Source organism: Streptomyces sp. NPDC093252 (assembly GCF_040683675.1).
Classification (GTDB): domain Bacteria; phylum Actinomycetota; class Actinomycetes; order Streptomycetales; family Streptomycetaceae; genus Streptomyces.
The window spans coordinates 60,155-76,105 of the sequence record NZ_JBFBEM010000011.1; the positions used below are offsets into that span (position 1 = coordinate 60,155).

The window sequence follows — 15,951 nt, forward strand, 5'->3', positions numbered from 1 at the left end:
TTACGGTACGGGCCGCACGCCGGGCACATTCATCGGGTAAACCCCGCCCATGGCGGGCGGCCGGACACCCGTTCGGGCACCGGCCGCCGTGAAGGAGGGGTGGCTAGGAGATTCTGACCGGGTTGACGACGTCCGCGATCAGCACCAGGACCGTGAAGCAGATGAAGATCCCGGCCACCACATAGGCCACCGGCATCAGCTTGGCCACATCGAACGGACCGGGGTCCGGGCGGCGCAGCAGCCGGGCCAGATGGCGGCGCAGCGACTCCCACAGGGCGCCCGCGATGTGCCCGCCGTCGAGCGGGAGCAGCGGGAGCATATTGAAGAGGAAGAGGGAGAGGTTGAAGCCCGCGACCAGCATCAGGGCCATGGCGAGCTGCTGGGTGGGCGGGATGTCCAGGGTGAAGATCTCGCCGCCGACGCGGGCCGCGCCGACCACGCCCATCGGGGAGTCCGCCTCGCGCTCGCCGTCGCCGAAGGCGGCGTCCCACAGGGCCGGGATCTTGGACGGGAGGGCGGCGAGGGAGTCCACGGCGTCCCCGACGCGCTCGCCCATCCAGACCACCGAGTCGCCGAAGTCCTGGCGGACGATGCCGGTGGCGGCGCTGAAGCCGAGGAAGCCCGCGCTGACGTACTCGCCCTGGACGATCTGGCCGCTGGAGTCCTTCCGGGCGACCTGGTTGGTGGCGATGGTGGCGTGGAGGGTGACGTCCTGGCCGTCGCGGTCGACGACGATCGGGACCTCCTTGCCGGGGTTGGCGCGGATCAGGTCCGACAGTTCGTTCCAGTCGTCGGTGCGGACGCCGTCGAAGGAGACGATCTTGTCGCCGGCCTTGAGTCCGGCGGCGGCGGCCGGGGCCGGGGCGTCGGAGTCACGGCAGGTGTCGCGGTTCTCGCTCTGCGCGATGACGCACTCGGAGACCGAGGAGACGGTGGTGGTCTGCTGGGAGATGCCGAAGCCCATCAGGACGGTGAGGAAGAGCGCCACCGCCAGGATCAGGTTCATGAAGGGGCCCGCGAACATCACGATGACCCGCTTCCACGGCTTGCGCGTGTAGAAGAGGCGGGTCTCGTCGCCCGGCTTCAGCTCCTCGAAGGCGGCCGAGCGGGCGTCCTCGATCATGCCGCGCCACGGGGAGGTGGAGCGGGCCTCGATCCTGCCGTCCGGGCCGGGCGGGAACATGCCGATCATGCGGATGTAGCCGCCGAGGGGGATGGCCTTGATGCCGTACTCGGTCTCACCGCGGCGGCGGGACCAGAGGGTCGGGCCGAAGCCGACCATGTACTGCGGCACCCGGATGCCGAAGAGCTTGGCGGTGGAGAGATGCCCCAGCTCGTGCCAGGCGATCGAGATCAGCAGGCCGACCGCGAACACGACTATGCCGAGGATCATCATCAGGGTCGTCATGCACGGGCCTCCGCGGTGGCTTTCTGTGCCGTCTGTGCCGTCAGTTCCCGGGAACGGGCGCGTGCCCAGCTCTCCGCTTCGAGGACGTCCGACACGGTCAGCGAAGTTCCCGGCACCGGGGTGCCGTGTTCCTCGACCACCCGGGTGACGGTGTCCATGATGCCGTTGAAGGGCAGCGCGCCCCGGCGGAACGCCTCGACGCACTCCTCGTTGGCGGCATTGAACACCGCCGGGGCGGTGCCCGCGAGCGTACCGACGTGCCGGGCGAGGCCCACCGAGGGGAACGCCTCGGTGTCCAGGGGGAAGAACTCCCAGGTGGACGCCTTGGTCCAGTCGAAGGCGGGGGCCGCGTCCGGCACCCGTTCGGGCCAGCCCAGCCCGATGGCGATCGGGCCGCGCATATCGGGGGGCGTCGCCTGGGCGAGGGTGGAGCCGTCGGTGAACTCGACCATGGAGTGGACGTACGACTGCGGATGCACGACCACCTCGATGCGGTCGAAGGGGATGTCGTAGAGGAGGTGCGCCTCGATGACCTCCAGGCCCTTGTTGACCAGGGTCGCGGAGTTGATGGTGATCACCGGTCCCATGGCCCAGGTGGGGTGGGCGAGGGCGTCGGCGACGGTGACATGGGCCAGCTCGGCCCGGGTCCGGCCGCGGAAGGGGCCGCCGGAGGCGGTGACGACCAGCTTGCGGACATCGGCGCGGGTACCGGCGGCGAGGGCCTGGAAGAGGGCCGCGTGCTCGGAGTCCACCGGGATGATCTGGCCGGGCCGGGCCAGCGCCTTGACCAGCGGGCCGCCGACGATGAGCGACTCCTTGTTGGCGAGCGCGAGGGTGCGGCCCGCCTCCAGGGCGGCGAGGGTCGGCGCGAGTCCGATGGAGCCGGTGATGCCGTTGAGCACGGTGTGGCAGTCGGAGGCGGCGAGCTGGGTGGCCGCGTCCGGTCCGGCGAGGATCTCGGGCTGCGGCTGGCCGGGCCCGTAGCGGGCGCTCAGGGCGGCCCTCAGGTCCGGTACGGCGTCCGGGAGGGCGACCGCGACGGTCCGGGCGCCGGTGCGGTGGGCCTGCTCGGCGAGCAGCTCGGCGCGGGTGCCGTTCGCGGAGAGCGCGGTGACCTGGAAGCGGTCGGGGTTGCGCAGTACGAGGTCGATGGCCTGGGTGCCGATCGAGCCGGTGGAGCCGAGGATCGCCACGTCCTTGGGGCCGGTTCCCGCGACGGGGTCGTAGACGAGGTGCGGGTCGGCGAGGGGGCGGGCTGGACTGTCGCTCATCCCCCCATTCTTGCCGCATCGGCGGCCCGCCCGGACAGTGCGTCCCCCGGGAGGCGGTGTGCTGCGGTACCTGCCCGGAAATCACGCATTGTGAAGTAGGGGTGAAGATCGTGTGATACGACTTCTGTCCCGCGGGCCGGTGGACCGATGTCCGGCTCCGCGTTTTCCTGGACGACATCCTTGGGGGGATCTCTCCATGCGCATACGCGCCGCTCTGACCATGCCCGCCCTCGCCCTCACGGGCGCGGCCGTCCTCACCGGCACCCTGCTGACCAGCCCGGCGCAGGCGGCCGGAGGTGTGGTGCTGAACCGGGTCTGGTTCGACAGCCCCGGTTCGGACACCGGCTCCAACTCCAGCCTCAACGGGGAGTGGGCCGAGATCAAGAACACCAGCCGCTCGGCGATCTCGCTGAAGGGGTGGGTGCTGAAGGACAAGTCCAACCACAAGTACGTCTTCGCCAACATCAAGATCGGTGCGGGGAAGACGATGAAGATCCGGACGGGGTCGGGGGACGACACGTCGGCGAACAAGTACCAGGACCGGCGGGCGTACGTCTGGAACAACACCAGTGACACGGCGACGCTGACGAAGGCGAACGGGTCCAAGGTGGATTCTTGTTCCTGGACCACTCGGGATGCCAGTGACAAGAAGTGCTAGGAGGATGTCGGCGCTCACCTGATTTTTCGGTGAACGTTCTCTTTCGTTGACGGGCCCGGGGTTGCGTCCGCGATCCACGGGCCGTCTCCTGAGGGGTCTGTGATTCCCTGCTCCAGCCACTCGTGCCTACCGGCCAGGACCGCCTTCACCATCGTGCGGTCCTGGTCGTCCGTGTTGGTCCACAGGCGGGTGAAGAGTTCCTCCACGCGGATGCGGGACTGGCGGCAGAAGGTGTCGGCCAGTTGGTAGGACTCGGGGCCGTGGTCGCCCTGGCGGCGCAGGAGTTCGGCGCGGACGCAGGCCGCGCTCATCGCGAAGAGTTCGGCGCCGATGTCCACGATCCGGCCCAGGAAGCCCTGCTTGGTCTCCAGTCGGCCCTGCCAGCGGGACATGGCGTAGAAGGTGGAGCGGGCCAGTCTGCGGGAGGCGCGTTCGACGAAGCGGAGATGGCCGGAGAGGTCGGTGGTGTGCTTGAACTCGCCGTATGAGGTGGGGAGTTGGCCGGGTCCGGTGATCAGTTTCGGGAGCCATCTGGCGTAGAAGGCGCCCGCGTGCGCGCCTGCCCTCGCCTTGTCCTGGAGGGATGTGTCGGGGTCGATCAGATCGCCGGCCACGGAGAGGTGGGCGTCCACCGCCTCGCGGGCGATGAGGAGGTGCATGATCTCCGTGGAGCCCTCGAAGATGCGGTTGATGCGCAGGTCGCGCAGGATCTGCTCGGCGGGGACCGCCCGTTCGCCGCGGGCCTTGAGGGACTCGGCGGTCTCGAAGCCCCGGCCGCCGCGGATCTGGACCAGTTCGTCGGCGATCCGGCAGGCCATCTCGGAGCCGTAGAGCTTGGCGAGGGCGGCTTCGATGCGGATGTCGTTGCGGTCCTCGTCGGCGAGCTGGGAGGACAGGTCGAGGACCGCCTCCAGGGCGAAGGTGGTGGCCGCGATAAAGCTGATCTTGGCGCCGACGGCCTCGTGGAGGGCGACCGGCTTGCCCCACTGCTCCCGGGCCGCCGACCATTCACGGGCGATTTTCAGACACCATTTGCCCGCGCCGACACACATCGCGGGCAGCGAGAGCCGGCCGGTGTTGAGGGTGGTGAGGGCGATCTTGAGGCCCGCGCCCTCCGGGCCGATGCGGTGCGCCGCCGGGACCCTGACCCGGTGGAAGCGGGTGACGCCGTTCTCGATGCCGCGCAGGCCCATGAAGGCGTTGCGGTGCTCCACGGTGATGCCGGGCGAGTCGGCCTCCACGACGAACGCGGTGATCCCGCCCTTGTGTCCCTCCGACTTCGGCACCCGGGCCATGACGACCAGGAGGTCGGCGATCACCCCGTTGGTGGTCCAGAGCTTCACGCCGTCCAGGAGATAGTCGTCGCCGTCCGGGACGGCGGTGGTGGCCAGCCGGGCGGGGTCGGAGCCCACGTCGGGCTCGGTGAGCAGGAACGCCGAGATCGCGCTGCGGGCGCAGCGGGGCAGGAAGGTGTCCTTCTGCTCCTGCGTGCCGAAGAGCTTCAGCGGCTGCGGTACGCCGATCGACTGGTGGGCGGAGAGCAGCGCGCCCAGGGCCGGGCTGGTGGAGCCGACCAGGGCGAGGGCCTTGTTGTAGTGGACCTGCGTGAGGCCGAGGCCGCCGTACTCGGGGTCGATCTTCATGCCGAGCGCGCCGAGTTCCTTGAGGCCGGTGACGACCTCGTCGGGGATGCGGGCGTCGCGCTCGATGCGCGCCGGGTCGACGCGGTGCTCGCAGAAGTCGCGGAGGGCGGTGAGGAAGGTCTCGCCGCGGGTGGTGTCCTCCGGGGTGGGGAGGGGGTGGGGGTGGATCAGGTCGAGGCGGAAGCGGCCGAGGAAGAGTTCCCTGGCGAAGCTGGGCCGGTGCCAGTCCCGTTCCCGGGCGGCCTCCGCCACTCGGCGGGCCTCGCGCTCGGAGACGCTGGGCTGGGTGGGGGGTGCGGTCATGACGCTCACCTCGCCGCGGATCGGGATCTGAGGGCCCTGCGGTTACCGACGGGTGTTACCCGTTCGTATGTACCGGAATCCAGGGGGCGGCGACCACACCACGCGCGGCCGTTCGGCCGTCCGGGGGGTGCGCATCGGGGGTGCGCACGGGGGCGTGGGGGGTGTGCGGGTGTGGGTACGGCCGGAGCCCCCGCACAGTGGGCTCCGGCCGTGGGGCGGTCCTGGGCTCAGAGGGCCAGGCCGGTGAGGACGAGGACGCGCTCGTAGGTGTAGTCGTCCATCGCGTAGCGCACGCCCTCGCGGCCGACGCCGGAGAGCTTGGCACCGCCGTACGGCATCTGGTCGGCGCGGTAGGACGGGACGTCGCCGATGATCACGCCGCCCACTTCCAGGGCGCGGTGGGCGCGGAACGCGGTCTGGACGTCATGGGTGAAGACGCCCGCCTGGAGGCCGTACTTGGAGGAGTTGACGGCCGCGAACGCCGCCGCCTCGCCGTCGACCTTCTGGACCGTGAGGACCGGGCCGAAGATCTCCTCGCAGGCGAGGGTGGCGTCGGCGGGGACGTCGGTGAGGACGGTCGGGGCGTAGGAGGCGCCGTCGCGCGCGCCGCCGGTGAGGAGGCGGGCGCCCTTCTGCACGGCCTCGTCGACCCAGGATTCGACGCGCCGGGCGGCGTCCTCGCTGACCAGCGGGCCGACATCGGTGGTGGCGTCGGCGGGGTCGCCGGTGACCTGGGCCTCGACGGCGGCGACGATCCTCGGGAGCAGCCGGTCGTAGACGGCGGCGTCGGCGATCACGCGCTGCACGGAGATGCAGGACTGGCCGCCCTGGTAGTTGGAGAAGGTCGCGATGCGGGTCGCGGCCCAGTCGAGGTCGGCGTCGGAGGCGTAGTCGGCGAGGACCACGGCGGCGCCGTTGCCGCCCAGTTCCAGGGTGCAGTGCTTGCGGGGCACCGAGTCCATGATCGCGTAACCGACCTTCTCGGAGCCGGTGAAGGAGATCACGGGGAGGCGCTCGTCCTGGACGAGGGCGGGCATCCGGTCGTTCGGGACCGGGAGGATGCTCCAGGAGCCGGCCGGGAGGTCGGTCTCGGCGAGGAGTTCGCCCAGGATCAGGCCCGAGAGGGGGGTGGCCGGGGCGGGCTTGAGGATGATCGGGACGCCCGCGGCGATGGCGGGGGCGATCTTGTGGGCGCAGAGGTTGAGCGGGAAGTTGAAGGGCGCGATACCGAGGACGACGCCCTTGGGGAAGCGGCGGGTGAGGGCGAGGCGGCCGGCGCCTCCGGCGTCGGTGTCCAGGCGCTGGGCGTCTCCGCCGTTGAAGCGGCGGGCCTCCTCGGCGGCGAACCGGAAGACCGAGACCGCGCGGCCGACCTCTCCGCGGGCCCACTTGATGGGCTTGCCGTTCTCGGCGGAGATCAGTTCGGCGATCTCCTCGGCGCGGGCGGCGAGGCCGCGGCTGACGTGGTCCAGGGCGGCGGCGCGGAGGTGGGCCGGGGTCGCGGCGAAGTCCTCGCGGACGGCGTGGGCGGCGGCTACGGCCTCTTCGGTCTGGGCGTCGGTGGGGACGCTGACGGTGCCGACGGTGCGGTTGTCCCACGGGGAGGTGACGGGGAAGGTGGCGTCGCCGGTGGCCTTGCGGCCGGCCAGCCAGAAGGGGGTGACGGGGGTGGGGGTGGGGTCGGGGGTCATGGGTGGGCTGGCCTCTCCGTGGGTGTGCGGTGGGGTTCCACGGTAGGGGTGGGGTGGGGTGGGGGGTGGGTGGACGTTGTGTAGTGGTGGGGGGTGGGGGTTTGCCTGATTGTCGTATTAGTGGGGGGAGGGTTTGGGGTGGGGTGAGAGGTGAGGGGTGGAGTCGGTTGGGGGGAGGGGTTGGGGTGAGGGGGTGAGTTGGGGTGAGGGGGTGGGTGCGGGTGCGTGGGGGCTGGGCGCGCAGTTCCCCGCGCCCCTGAAAGCCTTGGCCCTTGGCGATTCTCGGAGAGTCACCGGGGTTGGTCGTCCGTCACCGAGGGTGATCGTCGGGTGGGGTTGCCTTGAGGGCCAGCCATAGCTCCATGCGGACGTCCGGGTCGTCCAGGGAGCGGGTGAGGATCTCTTCCACTCGGCGCATTCGGTAGCGGAGGGTGTGGCGGTGGACGCCGAGGTCCGCGGCTGCGGCGTCCCACTGGCCGTGGTGGGAGAGCCAGGCGCGCAGAGAGGCGACCAGGTCGCCGCGGCCGGTGGCGTCGTGGTCGTGGAGGGGGCGCAGCAGACCGTCGGCGAAGGCGCGGACGGCGTCGTCGGCGAGGAGGGGGAGGACCGAGCCCGCGGCCAGTTGGTCGTGCTCGACCAGGGGGCGGCCCCGGCGGCGGGCGACGGAGAGGGCCTGTTCGGCCTGCTTGTAGGCGGTGGGGACGGTGATCGGGCCTGCGGGGGCGGAGACGCCGATCGCGGTGAGGGGGTCGTCGTCGGGGCCCGGTTCGCGGTCCGCGCACGCGGCCGTCGCCGCTCCCCCGTCCGCCGCCAGGACGACCAGGCGGTCGCCGTCGGGGACCACGAGGATCGACTCCCCGGCGCGGGCGGCGGCCGACTCCAGGAGTTCGGGGAGGGTGTCGTTGGTTGCCGGGCCCTCGGCGAGGAGGAGGCGGAAGGGGGCGTCGAGGAGGGAGCCGTAGAGGTCGCCGGCGACGGTGCGGGCGTGCTCGGGTTCCCCGGCGAGGAGCATGCGCAGGACCGCCGTGCCGATGCGCTGCTCCGCCGCGTGCAGGGAGCGGGAGCGCTCGGTGGTGAGGGTGAGGAGGGCGACGGCGGAGTGCAGGGCGTAGCGCTCGGCGGTGCCGAGGGCGCCCGCGGTGCCGACGGCGAGGGCGGAGCGGGGGCGGCGGCCGGTGCCGAGGGAGTGGAGTTCGACGCGGTCGTCGTGGTCGGGGCCGCCGACGACGACGCTGGCGGGGGGCGGGCGGTCGCGCAGCTTCTCGACGTCGGCCGTCAGCCGGGCCGCCCGGCGGGCCGCCCACTCCGGGGCCGCGGCGACGACGGCGCCCGAGGCGTCGTAGAGCGCGGCCCAGCCGTCGAGCTGGGCGGCGAGCGCGGTGAGCAGCCCCTCCGGGCCGTCGGACAGGGCCTGCCGGGTCAGTTCGCGCTGGGCGGCGAAGCCCGCGGTGACCGCGCGGTACTGGTCGGCGGCGATGGCGGCGGAGACGGCCTTGGTGATCGCCAGGAAGGGGGTGCGGCGGGGCACCTCCAGGAGGGGGAGGCCCTCGCTCTCGGCGGCGTCGAGGAGGGCGGCGGGGAGGTCGTCGTAGTTGACGCCGACCGCGAAGCCGAGGCCGACCACGCCCGCGTCCACCAGGCGCCGGACATAGCGGGTCATGGCCTGCGGGTTCTCGGCGTCCAGGGTGAGCGCGGTGGTGAGCAGCAGCTCACCGCCCTCCATGTACGGCACGGGGTCGGTCAGCTCGCTGACATGGGCCCAGCGCACGGGGACGTCCAGCTTGTCCTGCCCCGCCCGCACGGTCAGCCGGAGCGCGGAGTGGTGGGCGAGTGAGGCGAGCGTGGGCGGCATAGGGGGCTGGGCCTTCGGGTCGGTCGGCCACCGCCGGGGTGCGGGGCGGGGGCGCGGGGCGGGGGCGCGGGGCGCGGTTCGGTCGGCGGCGGCGGCCGTCTGCGGGTCGATTGGCCGTCTTGTATGAACGGTCTTCTTCGATTCTGCCGCATTGGCCGGTCGGGTGGGGGGTGCTTGGGGGGTGGGGTGGGGGGCGCATGGGCTGGCCGGGTGGGAGGCGCATGGGCTGGCCGGGTGGGCGGGCGCGCGTTGGCCGGTCGGGGGGCGGGTGCATCGGTCGGTCGGGGCGCGGGGGCATGGGCCGGTCGGGTGAGGGCGCATCGGCCGGTCTGGCGGGCGGACGCACCGGCCCGTCGAGGGCTCGGACGCATCGCCGGTCAGGGGCGCGGGCGCATCGCCCGGTCCGGCAGGCGGGCGCGTGGGCCGGTCGGGGGTACGGATGCATCGGCCGGTCAGGGGCGCGGGCGCACGGGCCGGTCGGGTGGGGGGGCACATCGGCTGGCCCGGCGGGCGGACGCACAGGCCCGTCGGGGGCGCGGATGCATCGGCCCGTCGGGAGCGCGGGCGCACGGGCCGGTCCGGCGGGCGGGCGCATCGGCCGGTCCGGCGGGCCGGTGCACGGGCCCGCCGGGGGCGCGGATGCATCGGCCGGTCAAGGGCGCGGGTGCATCGCCCGGTCGAGTGGGGGGCGTATCGGCCGGTCCGGTGGGGGCTACGAGCTCAGTTCCAGGAGGGTCGGGGGGGTGTGGTCGCCGTGGGTGTCGGTGAGGGAGAGGACCGCGTGGCCGGGGGGCAGGTCGTGGGCGAGCTGGGAGGCGGACCAGCGTTCGCGCTCGACCTGGCGGACGGTGACCGCGTCGGTGGTGACGGCCTTGCCGGTGACCAGTTTGCGCAGGGCGTGGATCGCGCGGGTCATGGGCTGGTCGGCGAAGACGGTGTGCTGGGCGACCTCGCGGGTCTCCACCCACTCGGTGCCCCACGCCTGCGCGAACCGGCCGCCGTCCCAGGTGGTCACCCCGGAGAACGCCATCCGGCAGCCGACGGCCGCGAACAGCGGGCCGTGCAGCGCCTCCGGTACGTCGCCCACCGTGCGCAGCGCCAGGACGGCCCCGGCGTTCTGCGACCGCAGCCGCTGCACGCGGCGCAGCGACTCGGCGGTGATCGTGCCGGTGGCGTCGTCCAGGACCAGCGCGGCGAAGTGCGGGCGGCGCCCCGCGTCCCGTACGACGGCCGTGAACTGGGCCAGGATCAGCCGGGTGAGCAGCCGGGACGCCTCCTCGTGGCCGTGCGCGGGGAGGTCGATCCGGACCCGGAGGGGGTGGTGGGCGACGGCCCGCAGCGAGAACGGGCGGGGGGCGGAGGGGGCGGCCGAGCCGGTGAAGAAGTCCGCGAAGGCGGGGCGGTCGAGGAGGGCGAGCCGGTCGGCGAGGGCGGGGCCGGTGTCGGCGGCGGTGCCGTGCTGGCGCAGCCGGGCCTCCAGTTCGCGGCGCATCACGGTGTGCCGCTCGCCGGTGAGGGCGTCCCGCAGCGCGGTCAGGGCGCCCGGGTCGCCCTCCAGCAGCGCGCGCAGCACCGGCAGCGGCGGGAAACGGCCGTGCACCGCGCGGTAGGGGCCGAGGAGCTGGGCGAGGGCGGTGTGGGCGCTCTGGTGGCCGACCTGCTCGACGTCCCCGATCAGCGCCTCGGCGAGGATCGCGGCGGCCTCGTCGGGGTCGTCGGCCTCGGCGTAGGGGTCGAGGTCGTGCACGGAGGCGGGGTCGCCGAGCCGGACGACGACGTCGTACGCGCTGTCCGGGCCGAGGGGGGTGCCGGTGGCGGTGACGGCGACGACCGAGGCGCCGCCGGTGAGCGCGGTGAGGGCGAGGGACTCGACGACCGGTGCGATCAGCCGGCGGGTCTTGCCCGCGCCGGACGGGCCGATGGCCAGCAGGGACGTCGCCAGCACCGCCGGGCCGAGGGCGGCGCCCGCGCCCCGGTGGGCGGCCGGGACCCGGTCACCGGTGGTCCAGCGGCCGATGCGGACCTGCCCGGCGAGGGGGTCGTGGACGGCGGTACGGGTGGGCAGGTCGCGGGCACCGGAGGGGTGGACCCAGGCGGCGGCGCCCTGGCGCAGCACGGTGTCGGTGAACGCGGCGAGGCGGGCGCCGTCGTGCCGGGCGTCGCGCCAGGCGCGGTCGACGCGGGCGCAGTCGACGTCGTTCATCCGGCCGGTGAGGACCTCGGCGGTGAGCAGATCGGCGGCCTGGTGCCGGCCGGCCTCGCGCAGCGCGGGCCACTGCGAGCGGGGCGGCTCGGCGGGTCCGGCGGCGGGGCGGGTCCGCCCGGCGCGGCGGGCGTCGAGCAGGGCGCGGGCGTAGGGCAGCCAGCCGCCGACGCGGGCGAAGGGGAGGACGACCAGCAGGGTGATCAGGCCGTAGACGGAGTCGACGAAGAGCTGGGAGGTGAAGAGGTCGTAGCCGCCGGAGATCAGCACGGTCAGGGAGAACAGGGGGGCGACCACGGGCAGCGGGTTCCAGCCGACGCCGGGGAAGGCGTCCGGGAAGACGAGGCTCAGCGCGATCAGGGCGGCCAGGAGGGCGAGCAGCGCGCGGGCGGGCTGCGGGCGGCGCCCGAGGGAGTACCGGACGACCTCGGACCAGCTCCCGAGGCGGCCCATGGCGACGACGAGGGCGGCGAAGAAGACGCCGTCGTAGACCACGCGGGCCTCGGCGCCCTCCATGCCCTGCGGGGAGGCGAGGGTGCCGCCCCACCACCAGTCGTCCGGGGTGACCAGGCGCAGCGGGGCGAACTGATAGGGGATGCCGCCCTGCCGCCACAGCGACCAGAGGAGCAGCCCGACGACGAACGGGATCAGCAGCCCGACGACGGTGATCGGCGCGAGCCGCTCGGTGCCCGCGTCCTCCTGGGGCGGCCGGTACCCGAACCGCCAGACGCCGGGGCGGACGGCGGGCCGGGGGGTGTCCAGCCACTCGGCGACGGGGGTGCGCCCCGGCGGGGTACCGGGGTGGGGCGGGGTGCCGTGGGGGGCGGCCTGCGGCCGGGGCGGGATCTGGGGGATGGGGTGAGGGGGGGTCGGGGGGATGCCGGGGACCGGTGACCCGTAGGGGTCGGGGGGGATTCCGGGGCCGGGGGCGGGCCTGTGGGCGACCGGTGGGATTCCGGGGCCGGGGTGGGGGGCGTCCGGGGAACTTGCGGAGCCGGGACCGCCAGGGCCGGGACCGCCATGAGTGCCCGAGGGGAATCCGGGGCCGGGACCGTGGCTGCTCGGGGGAACCTCGGGACCCGGCCCGTACGCGTCCGGGAGATCCTCGGGGCCGGGCGGCCCGTACGCGTCCGGGGGAACCCCGGGGCCAGGCGGCCCGTAGGGGTCCGGGGCAACCCCGGGACCCGGGACCCCGTACGCGTCCGGGGGGACCCCGGGGCCGGGCGGCGGCACGTGCGCGTCCGGAGCAGCCCCAGGACCCGGCGGCACGTGCGCGTCCGGGGACACCCCAGGACCCGGCGACCCGTACGCACCCCGGGCCCCCCCGGGACCCGGCGACCCGTACGCATCCCCCGGTGTCGCCGGGCGGGGTACGGGGTCGGCGTGCGTGCCCCGGGTGTCCTGCGTCCCGTCGCTGTCCATCGTTCTGCCCCCTGACCAGCCGTTCCCAGCGGTTGCGTGCACCGTCGGCGAGTCAATCTAACGCGCCCGCAAGGGGAGTTCACCGCATACACGGCCGGGTCCGGCCACGCGTCCCGGACGGGTCCCGGTCCCGGGTATGTCCACGGCGGACAACGCGGCTCGCCGAAAACGCCCACATGGAGCATGCCCACCCCCCGCTCCCCCACCTAGCCTGCGAGAAACAGCACCCGGGCGTCCGAGCCGCACACCGGCGCCGTCGGCCCGCAGCGCCGCGGGACCACCGCGGCACGACCCACCACACCGCCCGCAAGACCGCAGGCCACCGCACGGCCGCAGGCCACCGCACGATCACAGGGAGCCCCCATGACCGCAGTCCCGCAGGAGCGCCGCGTCGTCACCGCCATTCCCGGCCCGAAGTCGCAGGAGCTTCAGGCCCGCCGTACCGCGGCGGTGGCGCAGGGCGTCGGCTCCGTGCTGCCGGTGTTCACCGCGCGCGCGGGCGGCGGGATCATCGAGGACGTCGACGGCAACCGGCTGATCGACTTCGGCTCCGGGATCGCGGTGACCTCGGTCGGCGCCTCCGCCGAGGCCGTCGTCCGCCGGGCCTCCGCCCAGCTCGCCGACTTCACCCACACCTGTTTCATGGTCACCCCCTACGAGGGGTACGTCGAGGTCGCCGAGGCGCTCGCCGAGCTGACGCCGGGCGACCACGCCAAGAAGACCGCGCTGTTCAACTCGGGCGCCGAGGCCGTGGAGAACGCGGTGAAGATCGCCCGCGCGTACACCAAGCGGCAGGCGGTCGTGGTCTTCGACCACGGCTACCACGGCCGGACCAACCTCACCATGGCGCTGACCGCCAAGAACATGCCCTACAAGCACGGCTTCGGGCCGTTCGCGCCCGAGGTCTACCGGGTGCCGGTGGCCTACGGCTACCGCTGGCCGACCGGTGCCGAGAACGCCGGCGCCGAGGCCGCCGCGCAGGCCATCGACGAGATGTCCAAGCAGGTCGGCGCGGACAACATCGCGGCGATCATCATCGAGCCGGTGCTCGGCGAGGGCGGCTTCATCGAGCCCGCCAAGGGCTTCCTCCCGGCGATCGTGCAGTACGCCAACGACAACGGGATCGTCTTCGTCGCCGACGAGATCCAGTCCGGGTTCTGCCGGACCGGCCAGTGGTTCGCGTGCGAGGACGAGGGGATCGTCCCGGACCTGATCACCACTGCCAAGGGCATCGCGGGCGGGCTGCCGCTGGCGGCGGTCACCGGGCGCGCCGAGATCATGGACGCGGCCCACGCGGGCGGCCTCGGCGGCACCTACGGCGGCAACCCGGTGGCCTGCGCGGGCGCGCTCGGGTCCATCGAGACCATGAAGGAGCTGGACCTCAACGCCGCCGCCCGGCACATCGAGGAGGTCATGAAGGGGCGGCTCACCGCCATGGCCGAGAAGTTCGACATCATCGGCGATGTCCGGGGCCGGGGCGCGATGATCGCGATCGAGCTGGTCAAGGACCGGGCGACCAAGGAGCCGAACCCGGAGGCGACCGCCGCGCTGGCCAAGGCGTGCCACGCCGAGGGGCTGCTGGTCCTGACCTGTGGCACCTACGGCAATGTGCTGCGCTTCCTGCCGCCGCTGGTCATCGGCGACGACCTGCTCACCGAGGGCCTGGACATCATCGAGCAGGCGTTCGCCCGGATCTGAGCCATCGGGGATGGATGGGCCGTCCGGGGCGTCTGAGTCGTCGGGGGTATCCGGGGCATCTGAGCCCGTCCGGGGCGTCCGGGGTATCTGAGCTGTCCCAGGCGTTCGGGGCGTTCGGGGCGTCTGAGCCGTCTGAAGCGTTCGAGGCGCGTCCGGGGTGGGTCCCGGGCGCGTCCGGCACGGTCAGCGACCTGCCGCCTGCGGCCTGCGGCCTGCGGCAGAGCGTGTGAAGAGAGTGTGCGGGGTGGATGGCGGGAGGCGGATCGGGGTGTCCTCGCCGGACCCGCTGCCGTAGGTTCATCGCGGATGAGAGATACACCCGGCCACAGGGCACTGTGGGCGGTATCAGGCCGGGGCCTCCCCCGCTTCGACCTGGTCGTGCCTCGCGCACACACCCGGGGCCCTCCGGCTCCGGATTCTCCTCAGGATCGGACGGTCGCCCGCCCCACACCCCCCGGGGCGTGCGACGATCCGGTTCCGGACGGCCGACGCGGAACCACCACCGCCGCCCGCGTGAGCGGCGCGCGGAGGTCGCCCCCGGACGGCACGCCCTGGAAGGGCCGACGCATACCCCCCTTTGCGTCGGCCCTTCCGGCATGTCCGGACCGCCGCGGGACCGGGGTCCAGACCTCTGGCGCCCGGACCTCGTCACCCGCCTGCTCCCCCGCCATGCCCCGGCCCCCACCCCCTGTGCGCCGCCCGTCCGCCCCTTCCCCGGCGGGTACCGGGCGCTCGATCCTGTGAGGTCGTGAGTCTGTCGGGCGGTGACCTTGTCGGGAGGGAGACCCAGCGATGTCCGGGACGTCTGCGAGTGGCCGCGTTGTCCTGCGGGAACTGGCGCACCAGGTCGGCGGCAGCTTCGGGGAGGCCGCCGACGCGATGTACGCCCGCCTCACCGACGGACCCCCGGGCGCGATCGACTGGGGTCCGGCGGACTCGGTCGCGGCGACACCGGACGAGCACGCGGCGTGGCGGGCGGCCACCCGGCGCTTCCAGGAGACGGTGGTGGCCGCGGAGCGCCGCCGGGCCGCCGCGCAGTACAGCCTGCGCAACCGCTTCCTGCCCGGCGGCACCCGGCGCCGGACGCTGGCCGCGGCGCACTGCCGCGCGGTGCTGGGCGGCGCGGTCCGGGCGTACCGGCCGGTGATCGCGGAGATCGAGCGGCGCCGGACCGCCGAGCAGACCGAGCGGCGGCGCAGGCAGCAGGAGCTGAACCGGCGCTGGCGGGAGCGGGCCGAACGGGACCGGGAGCGGCGCCGGGAGCAGTCCCGGCGCCATCTGGCGGTGGCCGCGCAGTTGGTGTGGGGCTGGACCCTGACCGAGTACGGCGGCTCCCGCGAGGTCTGGGTGTTCCGGTACGACATCCAGCCCGCGGCCCGGCCGGGCGCCCCGGTGGGCGGCTCGCCGGAACCGCTGACGGCGATGGGCCTGGAGCGGCGGTTGAAGGCGCTGGCCCGGGAGGCCCGGCCGGGGCGGCTGAGCTGCCGGTGGGACGAGCGGGCGACGATGCGGGTGGCCCGGGAGTGCACGGTGGGTGAGCTGGCGGGCGACTTCGAGATCTGGTGGGCGGCGGTCACCCACTCGTACTGGGAGTCGCCGTACGAGATCCCGGAGCGGCGGCGGGAGCGGGGGGCGGTGGTGCTGCCCGGACCCGAGATCAGATTGGAGTGAGTCCAGTCTGCGCGCTCCCGAGGGTAGGGTGGGCGGATCTTGGACCGTCGAGGGCGTGGAGGAGCCGTGGCCGACCGATCCCCCTCCTCCCCATCCTCCCCATCCTCCCCTTACTCCCCGGCGGGCAGGGC

9 protein-coding genes are annotated in these 15,951 nt (G+C 73.8%); 3 read left to right on the forward strand and 6 right to left on the reverse strand.

Annotated elements, in window-relative coordinates; genetic code table 11:
- Window positions 1-103: 103 nt before the first annotated feature.
- Complete coding sequence (locus AB0O01_RS23185) at window positions 104-1,396, reverse strand: site-2 protease family protein (RefSeq protein WP_365316427.1); 1,293 nt, start codon at window positions 1,394-1,396, stop codon at window positions 104-106.
- An 8-nt stretch (window positions 1,397-1,404) separates the two neighbouring features.
- On the reverse strand, window positions 1,405-2,679 hold the full coding sequence (gene dxr, locus AB0O01_RS23190; protein ID WP_365316068.1) for a 1-deoxy-D-xylulose-5-phosphate reductoisomerase: 1,275 nt from the start codon (window positions 2,677-2,679) through the stop codon (window positions 1,405-1,407).
- Between the two features lie 196 nt (window positions 2,680-2,875).
- Here dxr and AB0O01_RS23195 point away from each other — a divergent pair, with 196 nt between their 5' ends.
- On the forward strand, window positions 2,876-3,337 hold the full coding sequence (locus AB0O01_RS23195; RefSeq protein WP_365316070.1) for a lamin tail domain-containing protein: 462 nt from the start codon (window positions 2,876-2,878) through the stop codon (window positions 3,335-3,337).
- Between the two features lie 14 nt (window positions 3,338-3,351).
- Here the strand turns inward: AB0O01_RS23195 and AB0O01_RS23200 are convergent, their stop codons facing one another.
- The 4 genes from AB0O01_RS23200 to AB0O01_RS23215 all read right to left on the reverse strand — a co-directional run bounded on the left by AB0O01_RS23200 (window position 3,352) and on the right by AB0O01_RS23215 (window position 12,262).
- Entirely contained in the window at window positions 3,352-5,283 is a 1,932-nt protein-coding gene (locus AB0O01_RS23200; protein WP_365316071.1) for an acyl-CoA dehydrogenase family protein, read from the reverse strand.
- Window positions 5,284-5,510: 227 nt separating this feature from the next.
- Window positions 5,511-6,974, reverse strand: a complete 1,464-nt coding sequence (locus AB0O01_RS23205) for an aldehyde dehydrogenase family protein (RefSeq protein WP_365316072.1) — start codon at window positions 6,972-6,974, stop codon at window positions 5,511-5,513.
- Window positions 6,975-7,284: 310 nt separating this feature from the next.
- Window positions 7,285-8,826, reverse strand: coding sequence for a PucR family transcriptional regulator ligand-binding domain-containing protein (locus tag AB0O01_RS23210; RefSeq protein WP_365316074.1), 1,542 nt, complete (start codon window positions 8,824-8,826; stop codon window positions 7,285-7,287).
- A gap of 712 nt (window positions 8,827-9,538) precedes the next feature.
- Window positions 9,539-12,262 (reverse strand): ATP/GTP-binding protein, encoded by a 2,724-nt coding sequence (locus AB0O01_RS23215; RefSeq protein WP_365316076.1) that lies wholly within the window; start codon window positions 12,260-12,262, stop codon window positions 9,539-9,541.
- A 552-nt stretch (window positions 12,263-12,814) separates the two neighbouring features.
- On the opposite strand from AB0O01_RS23215, the gene gabT reads away from it, so the two are divergent.
- Window positions 12,815-14,149, forward strand: coding sequence for a 4-aminobutyrate--2-oxoglutarate transaminase (gabT, locus tag AB0O01_RS23220; RefSeq protein WP_365316078.1), 1,335 nt, complete (start codon window positions 12,815-12,817; stop codon window positions 14,147-14,149).
- Window positions 14,150-14,941: 792 nt separating this feature from the next.
- The gene (locus AB0O01_RS23225) at window positions 14,942-15,820 is read left to right on the forward strand and encodes a hypothetical protein (protein ID WP_365316079.1); all 879 of its coding nucleotides are present in this window, start codon (window positions 14,942-14,944) and stop codon (window positions 15,818-15,820) included.
- The last annotated feature ends 131 nt before the right edge of the window (window positions 15,821-15,951 follow it).

What these genes read in the sequence shown, in the direction of transcription:
- AB0O01_RS23185 (WP_365316427.1), bottom strand. Translation starts at nt 1,396, where the DNA reads ATGATGATCCTCGGCATAGTCGTGTTCGCGGTCGGCCTGCTGATCTCG.
- dxr (WP_365316068.1), bottom strand. Translation starts at nt 2,679, where the DNA reads ATGAGCGACAGTCCAGCCCGCCCCCTCGCCGACCCGCACCTCGTCTAC.
- AB0O01_RS23195 (WP_365316070.1), top strand. Translation starts at nt 2,876, where the DNA reads ATGCGCATACGCGCCGCTCTGACCATGCCCGCCCTCGCCCTCACGGGC.
- AB0O01_RS23205 (WP_365316072.1), bottom strand. Translation starts at nt 6,974, where the DNA reads ATGACCCCCGACCCCACCCCCACCCCCGTCACCCCCTTCTGGCTGGCC.
- AB0O01_RS23200 (WP_365316071.1), bottom strand. Translation starts at nt 5,283, where the DNA reads ATGACCGCACCCCCCACCCAGCCCAGCGTCTCCGAGCGCGAGGCCCGC.
- AB0O01_RS23225 (WP_365316079.1), top strand. Translation starts at nt 14,942, where the DNA reads ATGTCCGGGACGTCTGCGAGTGGCCGCGTTGTCCTGCGGGAACTGGCG.
- AB0O01_RS23210 (WP_365316074.1), bottom strand. Translation starts at nt 8,826, where the DNA reads ATGCCGCCCACGCTCGCCTCACTCGCCCACCACTCCGCGCTCCGGCTG.
- gabT (WP_365316078.1), top strand. Translation starts at nt 12,815, where the DNA reads ATGACCGCAGTCCCGCAGGAGCGCCGCGTCGTCACCGCCATTCCCGGC.